Below are 26,080 nucleotides of genomic sequence, written 5' to 3' on the forward strand. Positions count from 1 at the left end.
GTGCCCGATTGTTCATGTTGCTGAACGGCTCATGTTATTACACGGTTTACAGTTACTGGCAATCAGGCATTATTGTTACGTAAGAGAAACGACGAAATGAGCTGATTCGATCAGCCGGAAGCCCCTGCAAACCGGGTGATTTGAGTGGAATAGGTTCAACCAGAGGTGTCAAACGACGAGCCGGAGTGAGTTGCGCGAAACGGACAGGGTGGCAGCACGGCGGGCTTTTGCCTTCGCAAACCGTACAGCCACTGCCGAAGTCGGATTCGCGGATTCGGAGCGTCAACGAAAAGAGGGATTGGGAAAGATCATGGCAACTGCAGCAACAGGCCCCGTCGCACATGTGGCAAACGCCAGCGACGCCACGATGCCGAGCGGAACGGAACTTATCGCGCGGGCCCGTGCCATGGTGCCGGTGCTGCGCGATCGGGAAAGCGCGGCCATTGCCGCCCGCCAGGTGCCGGCGCAGACAATTCGCGATTTCATCGACGCCGGGTTTTTCAAGGTGCTGCAGCCAAAGCGCTATGGCGGCTACGAGATGTCGCCCGCGGTCTATTGCGAGATCGCCCGCACCCTGGCCGAAGGCTGCATGAGCAGTGCCTGGGTCTATGGCGTGGTGGCGGTCCACAACTGGCAGCTTGCGCTGTTCGATCCGCAGGCGGCCGAGGATGTGTGGCGCGATGATGGCGAAGTACTGATCAGTTCGTCCTACATGCCGATGGGCAAGGTGACGAAGGCAGAAGGTGGCTATCGCATCAGCGGGCGCTGGGCCTTTTCCAGCGGATCGGAGCATTGCGACTGGGTACTGCTGGGTGCGAACATGGTGGCAGAGGAGGGTGGTGCGCCCGAGCCGTTCAATTTCCTGATCCCGCGTTCGGATTACCAGATCATCGATACCTGGCACACAATGGGCCTGTGCGCGACCGGCAGCAACGACATCGTGGTGGAAGATGCCTTTGTGCCCGCACACCGTGTGATGCGCGAAAAGGACATGTTCAACATCGATGTCCCCGGCAAGCATGCCAATCCGGGCGCGCTCTATCGCATTCCGTTTGCGCAGATTTTCAACCGCACGGTTTCAACCACGTCTCTGGGTTCGCTGCGCCGCGCGCTGGAAACGTTCGTGCAGGCAACGCGTGAAAAGCGTGCGACCTATACCGGCGCGCGTCTTGCTGCGGATACAACCATCCAGGAAGCCGTGGCCGAGGTGAAGGTGATCCTCAACGACATGGAACTGCGCCTGAAGAGCGACCTTGCCGAACTGGATGCCCGCGCCGAAGCCAACGACTGGCCGATCGAGCGCCGGGCAGAACTTGGCCATCACACCACTTCGATGGTCAACAACTGCGTGAAGGCGATCGACCTGCTGATGCTGTTTTCCGGCGGCAAGGCGATTTACCTTGGCAACCAGATCCAGCGTGCGTTCCTGGATATCCACTGTGCCCGTGCGCACGTGGCGAACAACCCGTACCCTTACGCGCGCAACGTGGGCGCGATGGCGTTCGGGTACGAGAACGACTGCATGGACCTGTAAGGTTCAGATAGCCGATGCCAGCGCGAGGACGTTGCCCGAAGCGGGCGCGTCCTCGTCGCGCATTTCCTCGCGCACGAAATCGACGAAGGCGCGGACCTTCGACAGGGCATAGTTGCCGCGCGGGAAGATGATGTGCAGCGGAATACGCTCTGTCACCAGATCGGGCAGCAGCGGTTCGAGGCGGCCTGCGGCGATGTCGTCCTCAACCAGGAAGCGTGGCAGGTAGCTGATGCCGAGGCCTTCGAGCGTGGCTTCACGGGCCATGCGCACCGAGTTGCTGGTAAGCGGACCGCGATTGATCGGCACGGTCACGTCCTCCGACAGGCGCCATTCGCCGACCTTGGAGATGTGCGTTTCGACGATGCAGGTGTGGTCCTTGAGATCGTTTGCCGCGTTGAGACGGCCCGAACGGTCAAGGTAGGGCCGCGAGGCGACGAGGACCATCGGGTAGTGGCGCAGGCGTACGGAATCGAGCGAACTGTCGAACGTGTCCCCCATCCAGAAGGCAACGTCGAACCGGCCCTTGATCAGATCGACCTTGCTGTCTGAAAGGTTCACGAACAGGCGGACTTCGGGATAGGTCTGCAGGAAACGCGGCATGATCGAGGTAAGATCGAACAGCGAGGCGACGACCGGCGCGTTGACCTTCAGTTCACCGCGCGGCTTGGACACCATGCCGCTGATGATCTGGTTGGCCTCGCTCACTTCCTCGACGATGCGGGCGCAGCGGGCATACATTTCACGCCCGGCGGGGGTGAGCGTGACCGAGCGGGTCGTGCGATCGAGCAAGCGCACGCCGATGCTCTGTTCCAGCTTGGCGATCTGGCGGCTGACCGCGGCTTTTGAATATCCCAGCATGTCCGCCGCGCTGGAAAAGCCGCCTGTGCTGACGACTGCGGCGAATGACATCATCGCCATGACGTTACCAAGATCGGGTTTCTCGTCCATGCTTCCTACTCATTCAGGCTTGGCTGCAAGTCAATGGCGACTGCGCTCAGGACGGGTATTGTTACGCCGGGATTTCCAATCCGACGGGCTGTTGATTGTTGACCAAACGGGAAAACGAACATCATTCAACTATCACTGTTGCGTAATCGGATCAAATGCGCGAAGGGTGCGTGGTCATAGATGTGCTGCCGTGATTCGATTGGCGATGCCGGGCGGCAAGGGGAGAAACCACATGGCGACCCAGATTTCAGAGGGCCAGCTTTCAGAGGCCGCGCTGCGCGACCAGCGCAGCCAGTTCCATCCGTTCACCTCCATCACCGATCTGATGGCCGATGGCCCGACCGTCATGGCCAGTGGCTCTGGCGTCCGCGTCACCGATGTTGACGGCAAGGAATACCTCGACGGCATGGCGGGCCTGTGGTGCGTCAACCTGGGCTATGGCCGCAAGGAGATCACCCAAGCCATCGCCAGGCAGAGCGAGCGGCTCTCGTTCTTCCATACGTTCAACGGCATGTCGACCGACGTGGTTGCCGAGTGTGCCGAGGAACTGCTGAAGCGCGCTCCGGTGCCGATGTCGCGCGTGTTCTTCGGCGCTTCGGGCAGCGATGCCAACGAAACCCAGCTCAAGCTGATCTGGTATTACAACAACCTGCGCGGCAAGCCGGAAAAGAAGAAGATCATTGCCCGCTGGAACGCCTATCACGGTTCGGGCGTGGCCACAGCCAGCCTGACCGGCCTGCCGGGCATGCACACCCTGTTCGATCTGCCCAAGGGCCCGATCATCCACGTCAGCGCGCCCTACTATTACCGCAATGCCCCCGAAGGCATGAGCGAGCGGGAATTCTCGAAGCAGCTGGCCAAGGAACTGGAAGACACGATCGAGCGCGAAGGCGCCGATACGATCGCGGCGTTCTTTGCCGAAGCAGTGATGGGCGCAGGCGGCCTGATCCCGCCGCCCGAAGGCTATTTCGAGGAAATCGGCCCGATCCTGAAGAAGCATGACATCCTGCTGGTGGCCGACGAAGTCGTGTCCGGTTTCGGTCGCCTTGGCACCTACTGGGGCAGCCAGACTTATGGCTACGAGCCTGATCTGATCACGTCGGCCAAGGGCGTGACTTCGGGTTACTTCCCGATGTCTGTCTGCTTCATCTCGCCCAAGGTGTGGGACGTGATCGAAGGTGCGGCTGCCACGGCCGGGCTGTTCGGCCACGGCTATACCTATTCCGCACATCCGGTGGGTGCGGCGGCAGCGCTGGCCGCGCTGAAGCTGATCGATGACCTCAAGGTCGTGGACAACGTGGCCGATGTCGGGCCCTACATGCTCCAGCAGTTGAAGGACCGCCTGGGCCAGCATGCCCATGTCGGCGACATTCGCGGCAAGGGCCTGATGATCGGCATCGAACTGATGAAGGATCGCGGGGCCAAGGAAACCTTCCCGATGGCCAACCGCACCGGACGCCAGATCCTCAAGGCTTCGGCGGCAAGGGGCCTGATCACGCGTGCGCTGGGCGATACACTGGTCTTCGCGCCGCCTCTGGTGATCAACCGCGCCGAGGTGGACGAGCTGGTCGACAAGTTTGCACTGGCTGTCCAGGACGTGCTGCCCGCCTGATAATCAGAACGTGAAGCGCGGGGAGTGGGTGGAACGATGGAACAGGCAGTGATGATGGAGCAGGTTGCACCACCGGAGATGCCGGTGGCACGCCTGACGCCCGCCGGCCTTGCAAGCGCCGTCGCGGTGGGCATCATCGGTGCTCTGGTGATCTTCGTGACACCCGGCTTCCTCGCGCTTGTCGCGCAGCAGACCGGGTTCGACAACGACCAGCTGGGCTATCTCGTCGCGTGGGACATCAACGCGATGGGGGTGACGATCGGCCTCAGCACCTTCGCGCTCTCACGTGTTTCGTGGCGTGTTGCCGTGGCCTTGGGGCTGGTGCTGATCGCGGCTGGCAATCTGCTGACGGGGCTGACGACAAGCTTCTTCGCCATGGCGGCGGCGCGAGTTGTGGCAGGGGCGGGCGCGGGGATCGCGGTCGGCTTTGCATTCGCGGCGCTTGGCCGGGCGCGTAACCCTGACCGTGCCTTTTCCATCTACCTGGTGGCTGGCGCGCTGTTCAGCACGATGTTCCTTTATGCCTTGCCGGAGATACAGTCAGCCTTCAGCCCGAGCACCGTTTTCGCGACGATCGCAGGGGCTAGCCTGCTGGTCATCCTTTCGCTGAAGGCGTTGCCGGATGGTTCGAAAGACGAGGCTGATATCTTTGCGGGGGGCGGCGCGCTCGACTGGCGGATCGCGTTCGGTTCACTGGTCGGCGTGTTCCTGCTGTTCTTTGCGATGGGCGCCGGGTGGAGTTATTCCGAACGCATCGGCATTGAAAGCGCGGTGCCGACCGGGACCATCGCAAGCGGCCTTTCCATCGGGACGATGGCGGGTGTGGTTGCTGCCGGCCTTGCCGGTTTCCTGCCGCAGCGTTGGGGCCGGGCGGGGCCATTGATCGTAAGCGCGATTGCCGGGGTCGTCGGCTTCCTGATGTTCCGCGGGCAGGTGACGAACAGCGCCTTCGTGATCGCCTGCGTGCTGATGATGTTCAGCTGGAACTTTGCGCAGCCTCTGCTTTCCGGAATCTGTTCGGAGGCGTGCAAGCGCGGGCGGGTGGTTTGCGCGATGGGTTCAATCCAGACGTTCGGGACTGGGCTTGGCCCTGCGGCAGCAGCGGCAACGCTTGCCACGGGCAGCTTCGACCTGATGCTCTATTCCTGCTGCGTGGTGCTGGTGCTGAGCGTGGTGGCGACGATCTGGGCCACGTCTGGCACGAAAAAGGCGGCCTGAGCCGCCAATATCCAATATTCAGTTTGCTCCGGTCGGGAGGGGAAGGGGCGCCGGTCTTGCGATCTGCGCCCCTTTCGCGTCAGAGGAATACCGCGCGCGACAGGCCTCCGTCGACGGCGATGGATTCACCGGTAATGCCGCTGCCCAGCTGCGAACAGAGGAACACGATCGGGTCAGCCACTTCCTCGACTTCGAGCATGCGCTTAAGCGCGGCGGGATCGCCAGCCTCGCGCTTGACGATCGCGTCGACGGTGGTGCCTTCCTCAGCTGCCATCTCGGCGAACCATTCCTCAATGTGTTCGGTGCGGGTCACGCCGGGGTGTACGATGTTCACGGTGATACCGTCCTTGCCGACTTCGTCGGACAGGGTTTTGGTGAAGTGGACGAGCGCGGTGTTGCGCATGCCCGAAAGCGCCTCGGTGCAACGCGCTGTCAGGCCACCGACATTGACGATACGGCCCCAGCCTGCCTTGCGCATGTGCGGCACGCAGGCCTTGGCCGTGCGGAAATAGCCGAACAGCTTGGTGTTGAGATCAAGCATCAGCGCGTCTTCGTCAGCCAGTTCGATGGCGTTGCGCACCAAGCCACCAGGGGCTGCGGCGCAGTTGACGAGGATGTGGACGGCGCCGAACTTCTCGACCGCGGCTGCGACGAGGGCTTCGACCGATGCCTTGGAAGTCGTGTCGGTCGGCACGGCGATGATCTCTCCGCCAGTGCTTGCACGCAGTTCTTCCGCTGCCGCTTCCAGCTTGGAGGCGGTGCGGGCAGCGATGACGACCTTGGCCCCGGCCAACGCGAGCTTGCGCGCGGTTTCCTTGCCGATGCCGACGCCGCCGCCAGTGATGACGGCAACCTTGCCGTCCAATCCCAAATCAAGGTTCATGTTCAGATCTCCAGATATGTTCACGATACAAGAGTGACGCGCGCGGCGTCGATGCCGCCGAAGGCAGCGGTGACTGTTTCTCCGGCTTTCACCGGTGTGGCGCCGGTACAGCTGCCGGAGGTGACGAGCTGTTCACGGCGCAGACCGCCTTCACCGTTTTCGCAAAGCCAGTTGGCAAGCCACACCAGCGCATCGAGCGGGTTGCCCATGACACGGGTGGTGCTGCCGTGCTCCTGCACCTCGCCATCGACCAAAATGTCCACGGCCATGTCTGCAAAGCGGTCTTCCCAGGAATGGGAAAGGCGCTTTCCGAGGACGAGAGCATAGCCCATCGCATTGTCGGCGACGAAGAGGCCAAGCGGCAGGTCCGAAGTGTCATAGCGCGGCGCGGCCAGTTCGATGCCCCCATGGATCGCCTTGATCGCCGGCAGGACTGTCTCGCGCGTGTAGGGCGTGCCTGAAGACGGAAGGTCTGCGCCGAGTTCGAAGACGATCTCGGCTTCGGCAAAGGTTTCCGGCCAGACCTGCCGCGCTTCGGTTCCCGTGTTGAGAATCGCGCTGGCCGCCAGACGCCCGACAGCGGGTTCGCTCGCCCCGAACGCTTCGCGCGCAGGAGGTGATGTGAGCCCGATCTTCCATACCATGACCGGCAGGTTGGTCGCGCTCATTAGCGCGCGTTGCACGGCGTATGCCTCTGATAAAGATGGTGAAACCGCCGGAAGCGGCAAGGTTGCGCTACGCGCGCGAGCATCCAGCAGGAGGCCTTCTAAGGTTGCCCCGGTATCTGTCATGCCGCGTTCTCCCCATTGCGCACGCGGCCCACGGCAAATCGGCAGCGCGCTTCTGTATTGTCGACCATATGAAACAACCAAACTTAAAAATCCAGTATTGTTTACTTCGCGAAGGTGCGTTATCAGGTGATTCGAAGTTGACGGGGCATGGCCTGCGCGCATCGATTTCTCGCAGCGCAGGCTTTGGCCGATCCCGGTTATCCCGCCGGTGTTAATTATGAGGAGGGGCAATGTCTGCACTCGCACAAGCCAGCGCATCCGATGCGTATTCCATTGCAGAACGGCTTGAAGCCGGGCTGAAGGGCGCTCCGCGCGGCCTGATCATCGATGGCAAGTCGGTCCAGTCGGTCACGGGCAAGACCTTTGCCACGCACAATCCCGCCACGGGCAAGGAAATCTGCCAGGTGGCCGAGGGCGGGGTTGAAGATGTCGACCTCGCCGTGCGGGCGGCGCGCCGTGCGCTGGAAAATCCGGCATGGCGCGATATGAGCGCGGTCGATCGTTCGCTCCTGCTCAATCGCCTTGCCGATCTGATCGAGCGCGATGCGCAGGATCTGGCGGTGCTGGAATGCATCGACAACGGCAAGCCTGCCACGCTGACCAAGGCAGTCGAGATCGAAGGGTCGATCAAGACCTTCCGCTATTTCGCCGGCTGGCCGACCAAGTTCGGCGGCGAGACGCTGCCGGTATCGCCGCGCAGTGGCGCGAAGATCCTGAACTACACCGTGCGCGAGCCGGTGGGCGTGTGCGGGCTGATCGTGCCGTGGAACTATCCGATGTCGATGGCGGCGTGGAAGGTCGCTCCGGCCCTGGCCGCCGGATGCACCGTGGTGCTCAAGCCCGCCGAGCAGACGCCGCTGACGGCACTGCGACTGGCCGAACTGGCGCTGGAAGCAGGCATTCCCGCGGGCGTGTTCAACGTGATCACGGGCTTCGGCGAGGCGGGTGCTGCGCTGGTCGATCATCCCGGCGTGGACAAGGTGGCCTTCACCGGTTCCACCGAAGTGGGCAAGGCGATCGTGCGCGGCAGCACCGGCAACCTCAAGAAGGTCAGCCTTGAACTTGGCGGCAAGTCTCCACAGATCGTGCTGCCCGATGCAGACCTCGATGCGGCGGCGGCTTCGATCGCGGCCGGCATCTTCTTCAACCAGGGCCAGACCTGCACGGCAGGATCGCGCCTTTATGCCCATTCCGACATTCACGACGACCTGCTGGCCCGGATTGCCGATCATGCAGCGAAGCTGACCATCGGCAACGGGCTTGATCCTGCGGTGAACTTCGGCCCGCTGGTTTCGGAAGAGCAGTGGGATCGGGTCAGCTCCTATGTCGAGATCGGGCAGCGTGAAGGTGCCGAACTGGTCTGTGGCGGATCGCGTCCGCAGGGCCTGAACGAAGGCTTCTTCTTCCAGCCGACGATCATGGCGAATGCCGCCAGCAACATGCGCATCGTACGCGAAGAGATCTTCGGCCCGGTGCTGAGCGCGCTGAGGTGGTCCGATCCGGAAGACTTGGTGGCCCAGGCCAACGATTCCGACTTCGGTCTTTCGGCAGGGATCTGGACCAACAACCTCAAGCAGGCGCATCGCATGGCTGCTGCGGTGAAGGCGGGGACCGTGTGGGTCAACTGCTTCAACCTGGTCGACAATGCGACGCCGTTCGGCGGATTCAAGCAATCGGGCTGGGGCCGTGAACACGGCCGACAGGCGATGGAACTCTACAGCGAAGTGAAGAGCGTCTGGGTCAACCTCAGCTGATCCACCAGAAGCGCCAAGGCAGCAGGAACACGAAAACCATGAGCAAGACACTCATAGTCGCAACCGACGGACAGGCCGTCATGCGCAGCCACGACGATGGCAAGAGCTGGTATCGCATCAATATCCGGCAGGATCTTGAATACGATGATCGCGTGCGCTGCCTGCTGGTTGATCCCGCCAACCCGGAAGCGGTGTTTGCAGGTGCTGAAAAGGGCCTGTTCTATTCCGAAGACTGTGGCGTCCATTGGCGCCGGATCGATTGCGCGCTGAACGGCTATGCCGTGTGGAAACTGGCGGTGAGCGAAAGCGATCCGCGCGTGATGTATGCCGGAACCGGCGCACCTTCGCGTTCGGCGCTGTTCCGTTCGATCGACGGTGGACAGACCTGGGAAAAGACCACGCTGGAAATGCCCGAGTTCTGCGAAGGCGTGAACCGCCCGCGTATGCTGGCGGTGGTTGTTGATCCGCATGATCCGAAGGATGTCTGGGCGGGCGTCGAGGAAGGTGGCCTGTGGCGCAGCCGCGATGGCGGCGATACCTGGGACCGCATTGACACGACGTGGTCGGAGTTCGGTGGCAATTCGGACCTGCACGACATCATGATCCTGCCGCAGGACGATGGCAGCACGGTGCATCTGGCACTGACCGTCATTGCCCTTTATCGTTCGACCGATGATGGCAAGACTTGGGACCGCACGCCTGCTAAGGCCGCTTGGGGTCTGCGCTATTCGCGCGTGATGCTGCGCAAGCCGGGCAGCGCAACGCAGATTGCTGTAGGCATCGGCGATGGCACGCCGGGCACGACCGCAGCGATCCTGACATCGGACGATGCGGGCCTGACCTGGACCCATGCCGCGCTCGACAAGCCATCGAACTCGTGCATGTGGGCGTTCGGTTCAAACCCTGCCGATCCGGATTTCCTGCTTGCCGCAAGCAAGTTCGGCTATCTTTACCGCAGCACCGACGGTGGTCGGAACTGGACCAAGGAATGGCGCGAATTCAACGAGATCACCGATCTCGCCTGGGTTGAAGGTGTGCCGCAGGATCTGGGGTTGCCGCATGTCACCAATTAATGTCGATCGCATCGCGCATATCGTCCTGTTCGTGCGCGATCCCGAGGCCTCGGCGCAGTGGTACTGCGACGTGCTGAACATGAAGATCACCGCGCGCGCGGGAGATGGCCCCTACAAGGGCGGCGTGTTCATGAGCTTCGGCGAGAGCGACCACGACATTGCCCTGTTCAAGGCCGAGGAAGGCGCGACCAAGGGCAAGGAGTTCGAGCATGTCGGCCTGATGCTGAAGAGCACCAGCATGGAAGACCTGCGCGCCAACTATGCCTTCTTCAACGAGCGCGGGGTCGAGATCGCCGAGATCCTCGATCATGGTGTGTCGGTGGGGATCTATTTCTACGATCCCGACGGCCACATGCTCGAGGTGTTCTGCCAGCGCGTGCCGCAGGCAGGGGGATTGTCGCAGGCCGAATTGAACCGGAATCAGGGGCAGGCCGATCCGACGAGCCTGTGATGGCAAGATTGACGTCGTGAGCCGCTGCAAAGGTGGCCACGACCGGAATTGACTGGGGAGTTATCATGACGACTTATGCCGCCAACTTTGGCGCCTTTCACATTCGCCGCTGGTATGCGCAGATTCAGGAAATCTGGGCGGGCGAAACCGGAGCTGCCGCCGATGGCGCGCCCGTGTTCAAGTACATGATCGGTGCCTGCATCAAGAACCCTTACGCCGGCCAGTTCGTCGAGGACCTTTCCGCGTGGATCGAAGCATCGCCGGAACTCGGCGTCGAAATCGGCCGCCGGCTCAACGCGCTTTCGGGCAATGCCAAGATCGAAAGCTATGGCAAGGCGATCCTGGTTGGCATCGATGGCGAATACGAGCATGGCAATGCCTTGCTGACCAATCCCGCTGCCAATCCCATCCGTGACGCGGTTGGCGGTGGCGCTTCCTGGGTGCCGAGCACCGGCAAGCGCGGCGTGCCGGGCACGATCCTCGACATTCCGCTGGGTCACAAGGACGCGCTCTATGTGCGTTCGCACTATGACACGATGAGCGTTTCGTTCGACGATGGTCCGAACCGCGACGAAGTGATCGTGTGCTGGGCCTTTGCCACGCGCGGCCGTCTCAACGCCCGTCTTGGCGGCCTTCGCGCTGAAGACGCCGAAGGCAATGGCCTGACCTGAGGGGCTGGCGATGACTGCACAGGTTCTCGATTCTCCGCCGCAGCCGGTTGCCCTGCTGGATGGTGAGCGCACGCGCACGGTCTCCAACGGGGCGGTGAACATCCATGTCCGCGAGTGGGGCGATCCGGCAAGACCGGCGCTTGTCCTGCTGCATGGTCTGCGCGGCTATTCGGGAACCTGGCGCAATCTGGCGCGGGCCCTGTCCGACCGCTTCCACATGATCGCCTTCGATGCGCGCGGACGTGGGGAGAGCGACTGGGACCAAGGCCGGAATTACTATACCGACGCGTATGTCTCTGATCTGGAAGCGGTGGTGGCAGCATTCGGGCTCGATCGTTTCACGTTGATCGGGCATTCGATGGGCGGGACGACATCCTACGTCTATGCCAGCCAGAACCGTGAACGGCTGAACGCGCTGGTGGTGGAGGACATCACCGCCGGCTCGTCCGTTTCGGGTGCCGGGTTCGAACGGATCGTGGCCGAGATGAAGGCGCTGCCCACGCGCTTTGCCGATTGGGGCGAGGCGCGGGCCTATTGGCGCAAGCTGCGGCCCAACGTGGGCGATGCAGCGATCGAGGAGCGCCTGTGGGAAAGCATGCGCGGCCAGAGCGATGGATCGGTGATCTGGCGTTATGACGCAGAAGGCATTGCTGAAACTCGGGTTTCGCCGGATCCGGCGCGGGTGGTGGACCTTTGGCCGGTAATCGCAGGCATTGCGGTGCCGACGCTGGTCGTTCGCGGCAGCAGATCGGATTTCTGCAATCTCGAATCCGTGCGCCAGTTGGAAGGGCGGAATGCCTTGCTGCGCCATGCGACCGTTGAAGGCGCATCGCATTATGTACACGACGATGCACCGCAGGATTTCCTGAGACTGGTCGAAGGCTTCCTTGCGGGAGTTGGCGCTGCATCTGCAGAAGGTAACAAGGCATGAGCAAGCGTACCGGCGCCGATGTGATGTTCGACGCGCTTTATCAGGGCGGGGCGGAGATCTGCTTTGCCAATCCCGGCACGACCGAAATGACCATGGTCAGCGCGCTTGCCCGCAACGGCAAGATCCGATCGGTGCTGAGCCTGTTCGAAGGCGTGTGCACCGGAGCGGCAGACGGATACAACCGCGTTTCGGGCAAGGTGCCGGTGACGCTGCTGCATCTTGGCCCCGGCTTTGCCAACGGCATTGCCAACCTGCACAATGCGCGCCGTGCGGGTTCGCGGATCATCAACGTGATCGGCGATCACGCGACCTGGCATCTGGAATACGATGCACCGCTGACATCGGACATTGAATCGCTTGCCTCGCCCGTTTCGCGGCAGGTCATCCGCATGGCCTCCACTGCAGCCATCGCACAGGACGTTGACGCGGCCTTTGCGGCGACTTGCGAGGCGGAAGGTGGCGCGACCACCCTGATCGTGCCGACCGACGTGATCGACGCAGAAGCTTCGGGCGACGTGCAGCAGCTTGTTGCACGGGCGTGGTCCGGCCAGCCTGTGGGGGCAGAGAAGATTGCGCAGGCAAGGGCAGCTCTGGCAGCGGCGGACGATGTCATCGTGCTGCTGGGCGGCAATGCCCTGACCGAAGCAGGCGTGCGCGCTGGCGCGGCGCTGGCCGCGCACCTTAGCGGGCGGCTGCTGATGGAGCCCTATCCCGCCATCGTCACGCTGGGCGGCGATTTGCCCGCGGTGGAACGCCAGGCCTATTTCCCGGACGACGTGATCGCGCAGATGGGCAACGCCACGGTCGTGCTGGCCGGATCGCGGATGCCGATCAGCTACTTCGGCTATGAAGGCTGGCCAAGCCAGCTGGTTGCAGAGGAACGCCTGGTCCGCCTGGCCGGGCCGGAGCACGACGCTGTCGGGGCCTTGCTCGATCTTGGCGAGGCATTGGGCGCGACAACGCTTGCCGTGCAGCCTGCGCCCGATCCTGCGGCTCCGGCAGCCGATCGCGATGCGGCGTTGAACCCGGCGCTGGTGGTAGAGGAATTGCTGGCACAGCTGCCGCATGATGCGATCATTTCGCTGGAAGGTTCGACGCTTGGCGGACCGTGGCTGCGCAACGCGCACCGTGCGCGGCGGCACCGTGTGATGACCAACACCGGTGGCGCCATCGGGCAGGGGTTGCCCTGCGCAGTCGGCGCGGCACTGGCTGAGCCCGAGGCGCGCGTCGTTTCGCTCCAGTCCGATGGCAGTGCGCAGTACACTCTGCAGGCGCTGTGGACGATGGCGCGCGAGAACCTTGCCGTGACTGTCATCATGGCAGCGAACCACCGCTATGCGATCCTGCAGACCGAGTTGACCCGCGCCGATGCGCCGCTGGACGACGCTGTGATCGCGGGGCTGACCCGGCTCGACAATCCACGCGTTGACTGGACCGCATTGGCTGCGGGCTATGGCGTGAAGGCGGTTCGCGTGACGACTTCTGGCGAACTGGAAGCAGCACTGCGCGATGGCCTTGCGCACGATGGTCCAATGCTGATTCAGGCGGAGCTGCCATGAGCACCGATCCCGTGGCCATCGTGACCGGTGGGAGCGGCGGGATCGCTCCCGGCATCGTGCGGGCACTGTGCGATGCGGGGTTTGTCGTCGTGATCACCGCGCGTGGGCTTGAGCGGCTGACGGCTGCGGCCGAGGAGCTGGGCAAGCATGGAACTGTGCTGGCGCTTGGCTCGGACGCTACCGATACGGTGAGCATCCGGCACATGGTCGACAGCGTGCTTTCGCGCATCGGCCGGATCGACGTGCTGGTGAACGCTGCGGCAAGTTCGAACCCGATCGGCGGAGCGATCGAACAGGTCGATATCGACATGTTGATGACCGATGTGGACATCAAGGTTGGCGGATACTTGCGCTATATTCAGGGCATCGTCCCGGTGATGAAGGCGCAAGGGGAAGGTCACGTGATCAACATCGGCGGGCTGACCGGTCGATCGAGCGACACGTTGAGCGGATTGCGCAACGTGGGTGTGGTGCACCTGACCAAGGTCCTGTCCGATCAGCTCGGGCCCTTCGGCATCAGCGTGAACGCGGTGCATCCCGGTATCGTTCGCACGCCGCACCTGGTCGAACTGTTCGACGAGATGGCCCATGAACGGGGTGTCGATGCCCAAGTGATCGAGGCCGAATTCACAGCAGACATTCCGACCGGCGCCATTCTCGATGTCGATGCCGTGGGGCGGATGGTGGCGTTCCTGGCAGGTGCGCCCGACTGTTCGATTACTGGCCAGTCACTGACAGTCGATGGTGGATATTCCCGCGGCATCTATCTTTGAAGGGGACAAGGACAATGGCAGGCGAAATGGCTCAGGCAACGAAGTACCCGCTTTCAATGCGCGTTCTGCATTGGCTGCGCGCTGTCATCATCCTCGGCCTGATCTGGTCGGGCTGGTACATGACCAGCCTTCCAGAAGACACGCCGATGGCCACCTTCGATCTGTTCTACCCCAACCACAAGCAGTTCGGCGTGCTGGTATGGCTGCTGGCGCTGGTGCATCTGGCGATCCGCTGGAGCAACCGTGCAACCCTGCCGCATGAACCCGAAGCGCTGAAGCCTTGGGAAAAGACCCTTTCGCACGCCGTGCACCGGCTGATCATGCTGTTGACCGTGCTGATCCCGCTGCTCGGCTATTCGATGTCGGCCAGCTTCACGCAGAGCGATGGCGTGCCGTTCTTTTTCTTTGGGGAACTGCCGGAAATCCTGCCGAAGAACGACAATGCGTTCGAGATCTTCCAGGCACTCCACAAGTACAGTGCCTATGCGCTGCTCACGCTCGTCGCGCTCCACGCTGCCGGCGCCATCAGGCATCGCATTCTCGACAAGGGCGGCGAAACCGACGCCCTGCCGCGGATGCTCTGACCCCGACAATCATACTATCAAGGCGAATGACATGACGGCAGATTCTGCCCTTGGACTGCTGCGTCCGGAAACCCTGGATGCAAACGAAGGTCTGCGGGTGCTCAATCCCGCCAATGGCGCGCTGGTGGCCATGGTCCGCCGCTATGACGTGGACGAGACCGCCGCGATGATCGATGCCGCCGATGTGGCGCGCCGCGAATGGGGCGCGCGCACCGCCAAGCAGCGCAGCGACGTGCTGCGCGCGTGGTACGACCTGATGGTTGCGCACGGCGAGGACCTTGCGCTGCTGATGACGCTTGAAAGCGGCAAGCCGCTGGGCGAGGCGCGGGGCGAGGTGAAGTACGGCGCTTCGTTCATCGAATGGTTTTCAGAAGAAGCGCGGCGCGCCTATGGCGAGGTCATCCCGACATTTGCGACAGACAAGCGCGTGCTGACGCTGCGGCAGCCGGTTGGCACCTGTGCCGCGATCACGCCGTGGAATTTCCCGCTGGCGATGATCACCCGAAAGGTGGCTCCGGCGCTGGCGGCGGGGTGTTCGATCGTGGTCAAGCCGGCCGAAGCCACGCCGCTTTCGGCACTGGCGCTGGAAACGCTGGCGCACCGGGCAGGCGTGCCCGAAGACCTGTTCCGCGTGGCTCCCGCGCGCAAGTCTTCTGCGATAGGTGACCTGTTCTGCACCCATCCGCTGGTACGCAAGATCAGCTTCACGGGATCGACCGAGGTGGGCAAGGTCATCATGGCCAAGGCTGCCGGGCAGGTTAAGCGGCTGAGCCTTGAGCTGGGCGGGAATGCGCCGTTCATCGTGTTCGACGATGCCAACATCGATCGCGCCGTTGCCGGTGCAATGGCTTCGCGTTTCCGTAACGCAGGCCAGACCTGCGTATGTGCCAACCGCTTTCTGGTTCAGGCCGGGGTGCATGATGCCTTTGTCGAGAAGCTGGCGAGTGCCGTGGCGGCATTGAAGGTGGATGACGGCGTTGCGTCTCCCGCCGCGATGGGCCCGTTGATCGACGAGCGTGCGGTTGAACGCGTTGCGGCACTGGTCGAACAGGCGATAGGCGAGGGAGCGGAGCGGATTGGCAGCGATCATCGGGTGCCCGCTGGCGGAGCGTTCCATTCGCCGGTCGTGCTTGCTGGCGTTACCGAGAACATGGCGATCGCGGGGGAGGAGATATTCGGCCCTGTCGCGCCGGTCCTGCGGTTCGATACCGAGGCCGAAGCTCTGCGCATTGCCAACGATACGCCCTACGGCCTTGCCGCCTATGTCTTCACAGCCGATGCCGCACGCCAGTGGCGGATGATGGAAGGGCTGGAATATGGCATGGTCGGGGTCAACGACGGACTGATCTCGACCGAGGTCGCCCCGTTCGGTGGCATCAAGGAATCCGGTTTTGGCCGCGAAGGATCGAGCCACGGTCTGGCCGATTACATGAACGTGAAGTATTGCCTGGTCGGCGGGGTCTGACCTGTCATTAACACGAAAGGGCATAGGCGTGGGCAAGGTCGGTGATGAAGATCGGTTCGAGCGTGGCCTTGCCCTGCGCAAGGACGTGCTCGGCGCGTCCTATGTCGAAAATGCAATGGCGCAGGCCGATGATTTCACCCGACCGATGCAGGAGCTTTCGACCAGTTACTGCTGGGGTGAGATCTGGTCCCGTCCCGGCCTTTCGAGGCGGGAGCGCAGCCTGCTGAACCTTGGCATGATCAGCGCGCTCAACCGCCCGCACGAGCTGCGCCTTCACGTGAAGGCCGCGCGCCGCAATGGCCTGACGAACGAGGAAATCCGGGAGGCCCTGCTGCAGTTGGCCGTTTACTGCGGAATTCCCGCCGGAATAGACTCCACGCGCATCGCCGCCGAAGCTCTTGCTGAATACGAGGCCGAACTTGCCAGCGCCGGTCCATCGGTGGGCGAGCGGCCGGAATAGCTGGAAACAAAGGCGCTCGAAGCCATCAAAAGCGACCACCCTTGTTGCCTCTGGCCGAAAATACAATCTATCGGACCGCCGCCGCAATACCGCCAGCGCGGGGTCATGACAAACTCGAGACAAGGCTGATGGCTTAACGCCAGGCGCCTGATGACGACAGTTTTGGCACTCCGGACCGCGTACGCGGGATCGGGCAACCGGGGCGCGCCCATGCGCGATTTCCCGGCTGCAGGCTGCTGCGCGTCATGATCTTGAACCGGGGGTTTTTAGGGCAGTGGCAAAGGCAGGTCAGATCCGGGAGTTGACGGTGACGCTTCACCGTTACCTCGGGCTGTTGCTTGCGCTTTTCCTGATCATCATTGCTGCGACGGGCAGCGTGATTGCCTTCTACGACGATCTCGAGCGCGTCCTGAATTCACGGATGCGAGTGGTCGCTCCGCAGGCAAGGCAGGTCACGCTCGTCGATGCGCTGAAAATCCGTGCGCGGCTCGAGGAAGAAGACCCGCGCGCGCACGTCTTCTCGCTGCAGTTCCCGCAAAGGCCGGATGAGCCGCTGTTCTCGCGCGTGATGCCCGCCATCGACCCGGTTTCGGGCGCAGTCTCAGTGATCGATTATGACGAGGTCTTCGCCAATCCCTATACCGGCGAAAGGTTGGGGCAGAGGATCATCGGCAAGCCGACGCTGCGCCCGCAGGGTGTGCCATCGTTCCTCTATTACCTGCACTACGCTCTGATATTCCCGCTGGGCATCGGCATCCTGCTGATCGGGGTACTGGGACTGGTCTGGGCGGTGGCGAGCCTGACGGGATTGTACCTGACGCTGCCCGCGAAAGTGAAGCGGGGGAAGGCCGGCAACAAGCCCCGGCCATTCCACAAGCGCTGGGCGACATCGTGGAAAATCAGCCAAGGGGCGAACGGCAACCGCCTGCTGCTGGATTGGCACCGCGCGAGCGGACTGTGGCTATGGCCATTGCTGATGATGTTCGCGGTGACCGGCTTTGCCCTGAACCTTGGTGGCTATTACGGCAGCTTCCTTAAGCTTTTCGCACCGTACGAGCACTTTCAGGAACTGCCGCCGCGCGCGCCGCTGCCGGTGCCCCTGATCGATCCGCCGATTGACTGGTTCGAGGCGGCGGAACTGGGCCAGCGCTATTTCGCCGAAGCGGCAAAGGCGGAAGGCTTCACGCTCGGCAAAGCAGCCGCCATCGAATACCGGCGCGATCTGGGCGTCTATTTCTTCCTGATGCACACATCGCGTGACCTGCTGGACGCGCAGGGCAATCCGACGGAGACGGATTCCCCCGCGACCGCGGCAACGCTGGCCATTGATGCAAGCACCGGTCGCATGCTGGGGCTGCAACTGCCGACCGGACAGCGCGCAGGCAACACGGTGACCAGCTGGATCATTGCGCTGCACGTGGCGGCCATCGGCGGACGTGCCTGGCAGATCGCCGTTTCGATATTCGGGCTGATCGTCGTCGGCATCTCGATGACCGGCGTGCTGCTGTGGTGGCGCAGGCGGAGCCAGCGGCCCGCCAGACCAAGGGTTTCGCCGATGGCGAGTACTCCAATTCCAAAACCAGAATAAAGACGTGAAGGGGAAAACGTAATGAGTGGCAAGTTCAAGCAAGCACTGAAGGGCACGACCGTGCCGTTGTCTGGCGTGATCGCGCTGGCCCTGCTGGCAACGCCGGCGGAGGCGCAAACGGCGACCGAGGACACCGGCAGTGCCAATGAAATCATCGTGACGGCTCAGAAGCGCGAGGAGCGGCTGCGCGATGTGCCGGTGCCGGTAACCGCCGTAGGCAGTGCCGACCTGATCGCCCAGAACCAGACCAAGGCGCAGGACTTCTTCGCCAGTGTGCCGGGCGTCAATCTGCAGTTCCAGAACAACCGTGCCCAGCTTTCCATTCGCGGCATTTCGACCGGCCCCGTCAGCGGCAACCCGGTGGTTGGCTACACCATCGACGATGCACCGTTCGGCGCTTCGACCGGGCAAGGCGGCCTGTTCGGATCGGCACCGGATCTCGATCCTTCGGACCTTGCCCGCGTGGAAGTTCTGCGTGGTCCGCAAGGTACGCTCTATGGGGCAAGCTCGATGGGCGGCCTAGTCAAGTACGTGACGGTCGATCCGGACACCAAGGCCCTGAGCGGTTCGGTTGCCGCCGGTGCAAACCTGATCAAGGAAGGTGGCGAGGCAGGCTACAACCTGCGCGGTGCGCTGAACGTCCCGGTCGGTGAAACCCTGGCCGTTCGCGGCAGCGCCTTCGTGCGCAAGGAAGCGGGCTATATCGACAACGTCCGCACCGGCGTGAAGGATGCGAACAACTCGAAGGTCTGGGGCGGGCGCGTTTCGGCGCTGTGGAAGCCTTCGGATGCATTCTCGCTGAAGCTGAGCGGGCTTTACCAGGTTCGCGATATCTATGGCTCGTCCAACGTCGATATCACGACCGGTTCGCTCTACCAGCAGACCGACCAGATCGGTTCGGGCCGCAGCCGCTCTGAAACGCAGATGTACACCGCTGAAATCAAGGCCGAACTGGGCGCGGTGGATGTCACCTCGATCACGTCGTGGTCACGCGCGCAGAACTATGACTTTCTCGATTTCACCGCATCCCCGCTGGTGGAATTCGCGCCGGTCTTCCCGATCCTGTTCCCCGGCGTTAGCCCCATCGGCGACATCTTCCGCCAGGGCTACAATGTCGACAAGATCTCGCACGAGACGCGCTTTTCCGGTTCGATCGGCGACAATGTCGACTGGATCGTAGGTGGCTTCTACACTGATGAAGACGCGAACTACGATCTCGACAACTACGCGATCGACCCAGCAACCGGAGCGACGCTGGGCGTTCCGATCAACGATGGCACCGGCCCGCAGCGCGGCACTATCATCGTGTGGCGCGATACGATCAAGTTCCGGGAATACGCCGGTTTCGGCAACCTGACCGTGCGTCTTTCCGACAAGTTCGACGTACAGTTCGGCGGCCGTTACAGCCACAACGATCAGGACATGTTCCATCACGAGTGGTTCCAGTTCGATCCCTATCCCGCGCTGCCGCTGGAAGGGATCAACCGTCCCGAGGCCCGTGGCAACGCATTCACCTATCAGATCTCGCCACGGTTCAAGCCTTCGCCCGATCACATGATCTATGGCCGCCTCGCTTCCGGCTATCGTCCCGGCGGCACCAATGCGGTTTGCGGCCCTCTGGCGCTGCCGGCCAACGTTCCGTGCCAGTTCAAGCCCGACAAGACGGTCAACTACGAATTGGGCGCCAAGGGCCAGGTCGCCAATGGCCTGTTCACGTACGACCTTTCGGTGTTCAACATCACCTGGAAGGACATCCAGATCGTCCAGGTGCTCGATGTATTCACCTATAACGGCAATGCCGGCCGCGCCCGCAGCCGTGGCTTCGAAGCCTCGTTCTCTGTGCGCCCGGCCGATGGCCTGACGCTGAGCGCGTGGTACTCCTACGTTGATGCCAAGCTCCGCGAGGAATTCGTCGATGCGAACTTCTTTGCGCAAGCGGGCGATCGCCTGCCATTCTCCAGCCAGCATTCGGGCCGCTTCTCGTTCGGTTACAAGACGATGGTCGATGAAGAGGCCGAGCTTTCGTTCGGCGGTGCGGCGACGTACGTGGGCGAGCGCAAGGGTGAGTTCGTGCCGTTCGAGGCAGCGGCTCCGCTGCGGGCGACCTATCCGGGCTATGTCCAGTTTGATCTCAATGCCTCGCTCGAGATCCGCAACCTGACGCTTAGCGCCTATGTGCAGAACCTGACCAACAAGCGCGGCGTGATCGGCGGCGGCTTCTGGAACCAGACGAGCTACAACACGAACTGGTTCAACTATTCCCAGCCGCGCACGGTGGGGATCAACGCAGAAGTGAAGTTCTGACGGCTCTCTCTCTGCCAGCCTTGCCGAAAGACATGGCTGGCAGATACCTTGAAGGCCGCAGCGGTGCGCGACTGCTGCGGCCTTTCCTTTGGCCGCAATCCGGGATCAGCTTGCTGGCGGTGTCAGCGCGCGATCCTGCTCGCCGTGTGGGCCGAACAGCTTTGAGCCGCTGATCCTGCCCGAAGTGTCGAGCGTGATGCGCACGGTCGAAAGCGTGCGGTTCTGCCAATGCCAGCCATGGATGCCGGAAAAGGCGGCGACATAGCGCCCGGCCTGCTGGTCGGCGCGGGTAACGGCGTAACTCTCGGTCAAGGCTTCGCCGCCTTCGAACGGGTGGGCGTGCATATCGTAGTTCAGTGGGCCATCGGCCTTCCAGCTGAAGGTGATGGGTGCGCCCTTGTCGAGCACGTATTTGAGCTCGATCTCCTCGTAAGGTGCAAGCTCGTAAGTGAAGCGGTCCTTCGGACCCGGTTCTGCTGCTTGCATGCCATTGCCGGGCGTGAAGGCGTTCGGGTGCTGCTGCCCGCGATTCAGGGCTTCGTCGGCCTGCGGATTGGCCATCGACGAGAGCCCGCTGCTTTTCCCGAAGCCTGTCGGGTCGATGCCGGTCTCGGCGGGGAGGACGAACAGCACCACTGCTGCGGCACCTGCCGCCAGAGCGATGGCTGTCCCCCAGAAGAGCGCGCGGCGTGATGGCCGGTCAGCCGGTTCGCTGGTCATGAGGCTATGTACTCCGATGTTTGCTGGAACATGATGATGAGCCCGCAGGCGACGAGCAGTGCGCTGGTCAGCCGAGCGGCGCTGGTGAACGACGCCGCGCTGCGCACCAGGCCAAGCAGGGCGACAAGGGGCAGTAGAACAAGGATCTGCCCGGTTTCGACGCCAAGGTTGAAGGCAACAAGATTGGTCAGAAGACCATTCGCAGGCATCGCCAGGTCGATCAGCTTCGTGGCAAGCCCGAGGCCATGGAACAGGCCGAAGACAAGGATGACGAGGCGCTGATCAGGGTGCAGACCGAGACGGGCAAAGCCGCCGAGGTTGTCGACACCCTTGTAGACCACCGACAATCCAATGATCGCATCGACAATGTGGGCATTCGCGCCGATGCCGGTCAGCACGCCCAGAAGCAGTGTGGTCGAATGGCCGATGGTGAACATCGAGACATACAGCACCACATCGCGGAAGGCACGCAGGAGCAGGATCACGCCAAGCAGGAACAGGATGTGGTCGTACCCCGTCACCATGTGCTTGGCGCCGAGATAGAAGAACGGAAAGAATGCCGGCCCGCTTACCGTCTGGACGAAAGCCCGGTCGCTGCGCGCCACGTCATGCGCAAAGGCGCTGTCGGGCGCGAGGACGATTGTCAGCGCGAGCAGGGCCAGAGCCGGAAGGACCGGAACGATTTTCGACCTGCCTCCCGGCATCCCGATCACTGCGCGGGCGCTTCCACGGCAGCAGCCCCCGCCACGGCAGGACTGCCACCACCGGTCGACGGCATGTAGACCTCGTGGCAGGCGCTGCACACGTTGTAGATCGATCCACCGACTTGAAAGACCTTGTCGGGATTGCGCTCTTTCGCGGCCTGTTCGGCCTGCGTCGCAATGTCGATCAGGCCCTGGGCGTAATCCGCCCAGTCGGTGCCGCGCCCGGCCGAGACAGCGGGGCTTTTCATCTTCTCGCCATATTCCCGCAGCTTGGCGGCGGCTTCCTGCGTCCGTGCCCAATCGGCATCGGTCTTTGGCTCGATCTTGCGGGACCCGGCTGCGTCGGAAATGTACTGCACCGCATTCCAGTACGTCTCGGCTGTCGGCTGTACCTGCGTGGCCATCAGCGACTTTACATCAAAGGCCGTCGGCGTCGGTTGATTGTTGCAACCTGCCGAAGCCAGGGCAAGCAGAAGTGGAGCAGCGGATTTCAGTTTCACTTGGGTCCCTCCCGGAACGCACATCCTTCGGCGTTGTCGCAATTGTGCCCGGATTGACCGGATCGCCGTAGATTTTTCCGGTAACCGGGCAGTTACACCCTCGTTACACTATTCTATACCACTGAAATTAAATGGTTTACCTAAAAGCACCTTTTGCAGGACTGCACGATGGAGGTGCATAGTCCGGCAGGCCATGGCCGTTGCAAACCGTTCGTAACTTGTCTGCGTGATCGCCGCGGACAACCCCGTGGGCACCGGCTGAGTGTCAGCCTTGGGGAGAATTCACATGCAAGATGCCACAAGAGCGTCATCCAGTGCGTCGCGCCTGCTCCGGGGGTCGTGCCTGCTGGCCCTGGTTCTTATGCCAGCCGCTGTCCGGGCTGAAGAGAGCGAAGCTGATGACGGCGCCAGAGGGCAGATCGTCGTCACCGCCTCGAAGCTCGACATGATAGGCGTGGCCGCAACTGCCAGCGAAGGATCGATTACCCGGCAGGAGATAGAGCAGCGCCCGGCCTATCGCGTCGGTCAGTATCTGGAATCGATACCCGGCCTGTCGGTCACATCGCACAGTGGCGAGGGCAAGGCGAACCAGTACCTGTTGCGCGGGTTCAACCTGGATCACGGAACCGATTTTGCCACCTGGATTGACGGAATGCCCGTCAACCAGCGCACCCACGCCCATGGCCAGGGCTACACCGACGTCAACTTCCTCCTGCCGGAAATGATCGGCGGGATCGACTATACAAAGGGTGCCTACTTTGCATCCGAAGGAGACTTTGCGGCGGTCGGCAGCGCGCATCTCCGGTTGCGTGACACGATGCCTCTGACGCTCGGTCTGGGGGCGGGAACCGTGGGCGACCGGCGCGTCTTTGCGGGCGGATCAACCGACTTGACCGGCGGCAGCAGGCTGCTGGCCGCAGCAGAGCACTTTCGACTGAACGGGCCATGGGACAATCCTGACCGCCTGCGCCGGTTCAACGCCGTGTTGCGCTGGTCAACCGGCACTCAGGCCAGCGGCGCATCGATAACGGCGATGGCCTACGACGGCAGTTGGAACGCAACGACAGACCAGCCATTGCGCGCAGTGCAAGCGGGTCTGATCGGACGGTTCGGCTCATTGGACCCCAGCGACGGAGGAAAGGCCTCGCGCTATTCGCTGTCGTTCAGGCTGGCTCGGAAACTGGGTGAATGCGACCTTGAGATGTCCGCCTATGGCGTGCGCCAGCACATGACGCTGTGGAGCAACTTCACCCATTATCTCGACAACCCGGTACGTGGCGACCAACGCGCGCAGAACGATGCCAGGTGGATCGGCGGCGGAGGCGCAACGCTGCGGGTGCCCTTTACGGCGTTTGGCGCAAGCCACACCCTTACGTTTGGAACGCAAGTGCGTGCCGATGTGATCGACGTCGATCTTGCATCGACCGAACAGCGGGTGCCCTTTTCGGTCGACCGCGACAATCGCGTCGATGAGCTGAGCGTTTCGGCCTACATGGAACATCGCGCCCAGTGGACGCCGTGGCTGCGCACGGTGATCGGTTTGCGCGGGGATCACTTCCGGATCACCGACCGGGACAGGCTGCTCGACATGGTGGGTCGTGAAGATGCCACTCTTGCCCAGCCCAAGGCCAGCGTCGTGCTGGCTCCGTGGCAGCACACCGAATTCTATCTTTCAGCCGGGCGCGGCTTCCATTCCAACGATGCGAGGGCGGGGCTGATCGAGGATGAGCAGGGGCAGGCCAGCTATGTCCGGCCGCCCTTGCTGGTCCGTTCCAGCAGCTATGAAGTGGGAGTGCGCAGCAATGTGATCCCGCGCCTGACGCTTACCGCAACGGCCTTCCGCATGGATTTCGATTCAGAGCTGACCTATTCAGCCGATGCGGGGCAGACCGAGGCAGGTCGGCCAAGCAGACGCAGGGGCGTGGAATTCACTGCCCAGTATCGTCCGGCACCCTGGCTTGAAATCAACGGCAACCTCGCCTTCAGCCACGCGCGTTACACCGACGGGCCGCTGGCAACCCGCTTTATCGAGGATGCGCCGGGCTTCATCGGATCTGCAGGAATCCTGGTCGATGGTTTCGGCCCCTGGTCGGGCAGTCTGGTCTGGCGGAAGCTGGGTGCGCATCCGCTGGTCGAAGACAACTCGGTACGCTCCCCCGGCTATTCGCAGGTCAATCTGGCGCTTGCCCGTCAACTTGGTTCGCACCTGACGCTGCGGGCGGAGGTGTTCAACCTGCTTGGCAGCAAGGATAACGCGGCCGACTACTATTACCGTAGCAGGCTGAATGGCGAGGGCGCCCAAGGCGCGGAAGATCTGCACTTCCACCCGCTCGAGCCGCGTTCGCTGCGTGTCACACTTTCTGCAGCGTTTTGAACACCATGGCACACCGTTTCGCCAGCGCGTGTCGCGGTATCGTACCGTTTCAATCTGTGTTTGCCACCGTGGGTTCTGCATGGATCGTGGGCACGCAGGCGCCCGGTACGGCGCAATGGCGACACATCAGTTTTTCGGGAGAATGAGGCATGTTCATCCAGTCCTTCGGGGAATGGCTTTACGATACGCCAATATCGACGACCTTTCGTGATATCACGTGGGTCATACCTGCGGTGCAGAGCATCCACATCCTTGCCATTGCGGTCGTCATCGGATCGGCACTGGTTTCCGAACTGCGGCTGGCAGGCCTGATCGCCACGGATGAGGCACCCGGCAATGTCGTGCGGCGCTATCTGCCGTGGATCTGGCGAGCCCTGATCGTCCTGCTGGCAAGCGGCACGCTGCTGATCGTGGCAGAGCCGGCGCGTACGCTGGGCAACACGATTTTCTGGGTCAAGATGGCGCTGGTGCTTGGTGCCTTCGTTCTGACGATGGCTTTCCGGCGACCTCTGCTGGCTGCGCAGGCAGGTGATTCTGCGACACCGGCAAAGCCGATCGCCCTTCTGCTGCTGGCGGTCTGGGTAGTCGTGATCTTCTGCGGCCGTTTCATCGCCTACACCTGAGCCTTTCGCCAAGCGCCCAAGCATACACCAGTTTTCAGGGGGAGATACCCGCCCATGTCACTCGAAACCACGCTCCAGCAGATCTATGATCTGCCGATTTCCGCTTCGATCCGCGAGAACGTCAACGCTTTTCCGCTAATCGAATCCCTGCATGTTCTGGCAATCACGCTCGTCTTCGGGACGATCCTGATCGTCGATCTGCGCCTTGTCGGCGTTGCCGCCCATCGCCGCAGCGCGGACCGGCTGATCCGCGAGCTTCTGCCCTATACCTGGGTTGCCTTTGCCCTTGCCGTGATTTCCGGCGTATTGATGTTCGTGTCCAACGCGCCTGCCTATGCCGCCAACCTTGAATTCCAGCTCAAGCTTGTGGCCATTGCATTGGCCGGGGTAAACATGGCCATCTTCCATTCAACCGCCCATCGCCGCATTGCGGATTGGGATACGGACCTGCCGCCCCCGGCCGCCTCCCGCGTTTCCGGCTTCCTGTCGCTGGCGCTGTGGACGGTTGTCATCGTGCTGGGCCGCTGGATTGGCTTCACGCTCGACGTTCTGTTCTGAAG

At 62.5% G+C, this 26,080-nt stretch carries 24 protein-coding genes; 18 read left to right on the plus strand and 6 right to left on the minus strand.

Annotated elements, in window-relative coordinates:
- The first annotated feature begins 310 nt into the window (after nt 1-310).
- Nucleotides 311-1,534 (plus strand): acyl-CoA dehydrogenase family protein, encoded by a 1,224-nt coding sequence (locus HGI47_RS06155; RefSeq protein ID WP_240950023.1) that lies wholly within the window; start codon nt 311-313, stop codon nt 1,532-1,534.
- Between the two features lie 3 nt (nt 1,535-1,537).
- Here the strand turns inward: HGI47_RS06155 and HGI47_RS06160 are convergent, their stop codons facing one another.
- The gene (locus HGI47_RS06160; protein WP_240950024.1) at nt 1,538-2,482 is read right to left on the minus strand and encodes a LysR family transcriptional regulator; all 945 of its coding nucleotides are present in this window, start codon (nt 2,480-2,482) and stop codon (nt 1,538-1,540) included.
- A gap of 232 nt (nt 2,483-2,714) precedes the next feature.
- On the opposite strand from HGI47_RS06160, the gene HGI47_RS06165 reads away from it, so the two are divergent.
- Both HGI47_RS06165 and HGI47_RS06170 read left to right on the plus strand, forming a co-directional pair.
- A complete protein-coding gene (locus HGI47_RS06165; RefSeq protein WP_206066032.1) occupies nt 2,715-4,094 on the plus strand; it encodes an aminotransferase in 1,380 nt (459 codons plus the stop codon).
- A gap of 36 nt (nt 4,095-4,130) precedes the next feature.
- Entirely contained in the window at nt 4,131-5,312 is a 1,182-nt protein-coding gene (locus HGI47_RS06170; RefSeq protein ID WP_168851949.1) for an MFS transporter, read from the plus strand.
- A 79-nt stretch (nt 5,313-5,391) separates the two neighbouring features.
- Here HGI47_RS06170 and HGI47_RS06175 read toward each other — a convergent pair whose 3' ends face one another.
- Both HGI47_RS06175 and HGI47_RS06180 read right to left on the minus strand, forming a co-directional pair.
- Nucleotides 5,392-6,195 (minus strand): SDR family NAD(P)-dependent oxidoreductase, encoded by an 804-nt coding sequence (locus tag HGI47_RS06175; RefSeq protein WP_168851950.1) that lies wholly within the window; start codon nt 6,193-6,195, stop codon nt 5,392-5,394.
- 20 nt (nt 6,196-6,215) lie between these two features.
- Nucleotides 6,216-6,878 carry a 2-keto-4-pentenoate hydratase gene (locus tag HGI47_RS06180; protein ID WP_168851951.1) on the minus strand — a complete coding sequence of 221 codons (663 nt, stop codon included), beginning with the start codon at nt 6,876-6,878 and terminating at the stop codon, nt 6,216-6,218.
- 338 nt (nt 6,879-7,216) lie between these two features.
- Here HGI47_RS06180 and HGI47_RS06185 point away from each other — a divergent pair, with 338 nt between their 5' ends.
- The 12 genes from HGI47_RS06185 (at nt 7,217) to HGI47_RS06240 (ending at nt 20,599) form a co-directional block, all read left to right on the plus strand.
- Nucleotides 7,217-8,740, plus strand: coding sequence for an aldehyde dehydrogenase family protein (locus HGI47_RS06185; RefSeq protein ID WP_168851952.1), 1,524 nt, complete (start codon nt 7,217-7,219; stop codon nt 8,738-8,740).
- A 38-nt stretch (nt 8,741-8,778) separates the two neighbouring features.
- Entirely contained in the window at nt 8,779-9,813 is a 1,035-nt protein-coding gene (locus HGI47_RS06190; RefSeq protein WP_144903559.1) for a glycosyl hydrolase, read from the plus strand.
- Complete coding sequence (locus HGI47_RS06195; RefSeq protein WP_144903556.1) at nt 9,800-10,264, plus strand: VOC family protein; 465 nt, start codon at nt 9,800-9,802, stop codon at nt 10,262-10,264. Before HGI47_RS06190 ends, HGI47_RS06195 begins: the two co-directional genes overlap by 14 nt.
- Nucleotides 10,265-10,329: 65 nt before the next feature.
- The gene (locus tag HGI47_RS06200; protein ID WP_168851953.1) at nt 10,330-10,935 is read left to right on the plus strand and encodes an amino acid synthesis family protein; all 606 of its coding nucleotides are present in this window, start codon (nt 10,330-10,332) and stop codon (nt 10,933-10,935) included.
- A gap of 10 nt (nt 10,936-10,945) precedes the next feature.
- Nucleotides 10,946-11,866 carry an alpha/beta fold hydrolase gene (locus HGI47_RS06205; RefSeq protein WP_168851954.1) on the plus strand — a complete coding sequence of 307 codons (921 nt, stop codon included), beginning with the start codon at nt 10,946-10,948 and terminating at the stop codon, nt 11,864-11,866.
- Nucleotides 11,863-13,425, plus strand: coding sequence for an acetolactate synthase large subunit (locus HGI47_RS06210; protein ID WP_168851955.1), 1,563 nt, complete (start codon nt 11,863-11,865; stop codon nt 13,423-13,425). Before HGI47_RS06205 ends, HGI47_RS06210 begins: the two co-directional genes overlap by 4 nt.
- Nucleotides 13,422-14,198, plus strand: a complete 777-nt coding sequence (locus HGI47_RS06215) for an SDR family oxidoreductase (protein ID WP_168851956.1) — start codon at nt 13,422-13,424, stop codon at nt 14,196-14,198. Before HGI47_RS06210 ends, HGI47_RS06215 begins: the two co-directional genes overlap by 4 nt.
- Before the next feature lie 14 nt (nt 14,199-14,212).
- On the plus strand, nt 14,213-14,782 hold the full coding sequence (locus tag HGI47_RS06220; protein WP_206066033.1) for a cytochrome b: 570 nt from the start codon (nt 14,213-14,215) through the stop codon (nt 14,780-14,782).
- A gap of 31 nt (nt 14,783-14,813) precedes the next feature.
- The gene (locus HGI47_RS06225; RefSeq protein WP_168851957.1) at nt 14,814-16,247 is read left to right on the plus strand and encodes an NAD-dependent succinate-semialdehyde dehydrogenase; all 1,434 of its coding nucleotides are present in this window, start codon (nt 14,814-14,816) and stop codon (nt 16,245-16,247) included.
- Nucleotides 16,248-16,275: 28 nt separating this feature from the next.
- Entirely contained in the window at nt 16,276-16,707 is a 432-nt protein-coding gene (locus HGI47_RS06230) for a carboxymuconolactone decarboxylase family protein (protein ID WP_168851958.1), read from the plus strand.
- Between the two features lie 307 nt (nt 16,708-17,014).
- On the plus strand, nt 17,015-18,295 hold the full coding sequence (locus HGI47_RS06235; RefSeq protein ID WP_168851959.1) for a PepSY-associated TM helix domain-containing protein: 1,281 nt from the start codon (nt 17,015-17,017) through the stop codon (nt 18,293-18,295).
- 21 nt (nt 18,296-18,316) lie between these two features.
- The gene (locus tag HGI47_RS06240) at nt 18,317-20,599 is read left to right on the plus strand and encodes a TonB-dependent receptor (RefSeq protein WP_168851960.1); all 2,283 of its coding nucleotides are present in this window, start codon (nt 18,317-18,319) and stop codon (nt 20,597-20,599) included.
- 105 nt (nt 20,600-20,704) lie between these two features.
- On the opposite strand, the gene HGI47_RS06245 is transcribed toward HGI47_RS06240, so the two are convergent.
- From HGI47_RS06245 to HGI47_RS06255, 3 genes are all read right to left on the minus strand, one after another.
- A complete protein-coding gene (locus HGI47_RS06245) occupies nt 20,705-21,319 on the minus strand; it encodes a hypothetical protein (protein WP_206066034.1) in 615 nt (204 codons plus the stop codon).
- Nucleotides 21,316-21,924 (minus strand): HupE/UreJ family protein, encoded by a 609-nt coding sequence (locus HGI47_RS06250; RefSeq protein ID WP_370521644.1) that lies wholly within the window; start codon nt 21,922-21,924, stop codon nt 21,316-21,318. The genes HGI47_RS06245 and HGI47_RS06250 overlap by 4 nt, the downstream gene beginning before the upstream one ends.
- Nucleotides 21,925-22,028: 104 nt before the next feature.
- Complete coding sequence (locus tag HGI47_RS06255) at nt 22,029-22,523, minus strand: hypothetical protein (RefSeq protein ID WP_168851961.1); 495 nt, start codon at nt 22,521-22,523, stop codon at nt 22,029-22,031.
- Between the two features lie 361 nt (nt 22,524-22,884).
- On the opposite strand from HGI47_RS06255, the gene HGI47_RS06260 reads away from it, so the two are divergent.
- The 3 genes from HGI47_RS06260 to HGI47_RS06270 all read left to right on the plus strand — a co-directional run bounded on the left by HGI47_RS06260 (nt 22,885) and on the right by HGI47_RS06270 (nt 26,078).
- On the plus strand, nt 22,885-24,897 hold the full coding sequence (locus tag HGI47_RS06260; RefSeq protein ID WP_168851962.1) for a TonB-dependent receptor: 2,013 nt from the start codon (nt 22,885-22,887) through the stop codon (nt 24,895-24,897).
- Between the two features lie 149 nt (nt 24,898-25,046).
- The gene (locus tag HGI47_RS06265; protein WP_168851963.1) at nt 25,047-25,520 is read left to right on the plus strand and encodes a DUF6644 family protein; all 474 of its coding nucleotides are present in this window, start codon (nt 25,047-25,049) and stop codon (nt 25,518-25,520) included.
- A 54-nt stretch (nt 25,521-25,574) separates the two neighbouring features.
- On the plus strand, nt 25,575-26,078 hold the full coding sequence (locus HGI47_RS06270) for a DUF6644 family protein (protein ID WP_168851964.1): 504 nt from the start codon (nt 25,575-25,577) through the stop codon (nt 26,076-26,078).
- Nucleotides 26,079-26,080: the final 2 nt, after the last annotated feature.

This window comes from Novosphingobium sp. ERN07 (genome assembly GCF_012641335.1).
GTDB lineage: Bacteria > Pseudomonadota > Alphaproteobacteria > Sphingomonadales > Sphingomonadaceae > Novosphingobium.

What these genes read in the sequence shown, in the direction of transcription:
- HGI47_RS06155 (WP_240950023.1), top strand. Translation starts at nt 311, where the DNA reads ATGGCAACTGCAGCAACAGGCCCCGTCGCACATGTGGCAAACGCCAGC.
- HGI47_RS06160 (WP_240950024.1), bottom strand. Translation starts at nt 2,482, where the DNA reads ATGGACGAGAAACCCGATCTTGGTAACGTCATGGCGATGATGTCATTC.
- HGI47_RS06165 (WP_206066032.1), top strand. Translation starts at nt 2,715, where the DNA reads ATGGCGACCCAGATTTCAGAGGGCCAGCTTTCAGAGGCCGCGCTGCGC.
- HGI47_RS06170 (WP_168851949.1), top strand. Translation starts at nt 4,131, where the DNA reads ATGGAACAGGCAGTGATGATGGAGCAGGTTGCACCACCGGAGATGCCG.
- HGI47_RS06175 (WP_168851950.1), bottom strand. Translation starts at nt 6,195, where the DNA reads ATGAACCTTGATTTGGGATTGGACGGCAAGGTTGCCGTCATCACTGGC.
- HGI47_RS06185 (WP_168851952.1), top strand. Translation starts at nt 7,217, where the DNA reads ATGTCTGCACTCGCACAAGCCAGCGCATCCGATGCGTATTCCATTGCA.
- HGI47_RS06190 (WP_144903559.1), top strand. Translation starts at nt 8,779, where the DNA reads ATGAGCAAGACACTCATAGTCGCAACCGACGGACAGGCCGTCATGCGC.
- HGI47_RS06195 (WP_144903556.1), top strand. Translation starts at nt 9,800, where the DNA reads ATGTCACCAATTAATGTCGATCGCATCGCGCATATCGTCCTGTTCGTG.
- HGI47_RS06200 (WP_168851953.1), top strand. Translation starts at nt 10,330, where the DNA reads ATGACGACTTATGCCGCCAACTTTGGCGCCTTTCACATTCGCCGCTGG.
- HGI47_RS06205 (WP_168851954.1), top strand. Translation starts at nt 10,946, where the DNA reads ATGACTGCACAGGTTCTCGATTCTCCGCCGCAGCCGGTTGCCCTGCTG.
- HGI47_RS06210 (WP_168851955.1), top strand. Translation starts at nt 11,863, where the DNA reads ATGAGCAAGCGTACCGGCGCCGATGTGATGTTCGACGCGCTTTATCAG.
- HGI47_RS06215 (WP_168851956.1), top strand. Translation starts at nt 13,422, where the DNA reads ATGAGCACCGATCCCGTGGCCATCGTGACCGGTGGGAGCGGCGGGATC.
- HGI47_RS06220 (WP_206066033.1), top strand. Translation starts at nt 14,213, where the DNA reads ATGGCAGGCGAAATGGCTCAGGCAACGAAGTACCCGCTTTCAATGCGC.
- HGI47_RS06225 (WP_168851957.1), top strand. Translation starts at nt 14,814, where the DNA reads ATGACGGCAGATTCTGCCCTTGGACTGCTGCGTCCGGAAACCCTGGAT.
- HGI47_RS06240 (WP_168851960.1), top strand. Translation starts at nt 18,317, where the DNA reads ATGAGTGGCAAGTTCAAGCAAGCACTGAAGGGCACGACCGTGCCGTTG.
- HGI47_RS06245 (WP_206066034.1), bottom strand. Translation starts at nt 21,319, where the DNA reads ATGACCAGCGAACCGGCTGACCGGCCATCACGCCGCGCGCTCTTCTGG.
- HGI47_RS06260 (WP_168851962.1), top strand. Translation starts at nt 22,885, where the DNA reads ATGCCAGCCGCTGTCCGGGCTGAAGAGAGCGAAGCTGATGACGGCGCC.
- HGI47_RS06265 (WP_168851963.1), top strand. Translation starts at nt 25,047, where the DNA reads ATGTTCATCCAGTCCTTCGGGGAATGGCTTTACGATACGCCAATATCG.
- HGI47_RS06270 (WP_168851964.1), top strand. Translation starts at nt 25,575, where the DNA reads ATGTCACTCGAAACCACGCTCCAGCAGATCTATGATCTGCCGATTTCC.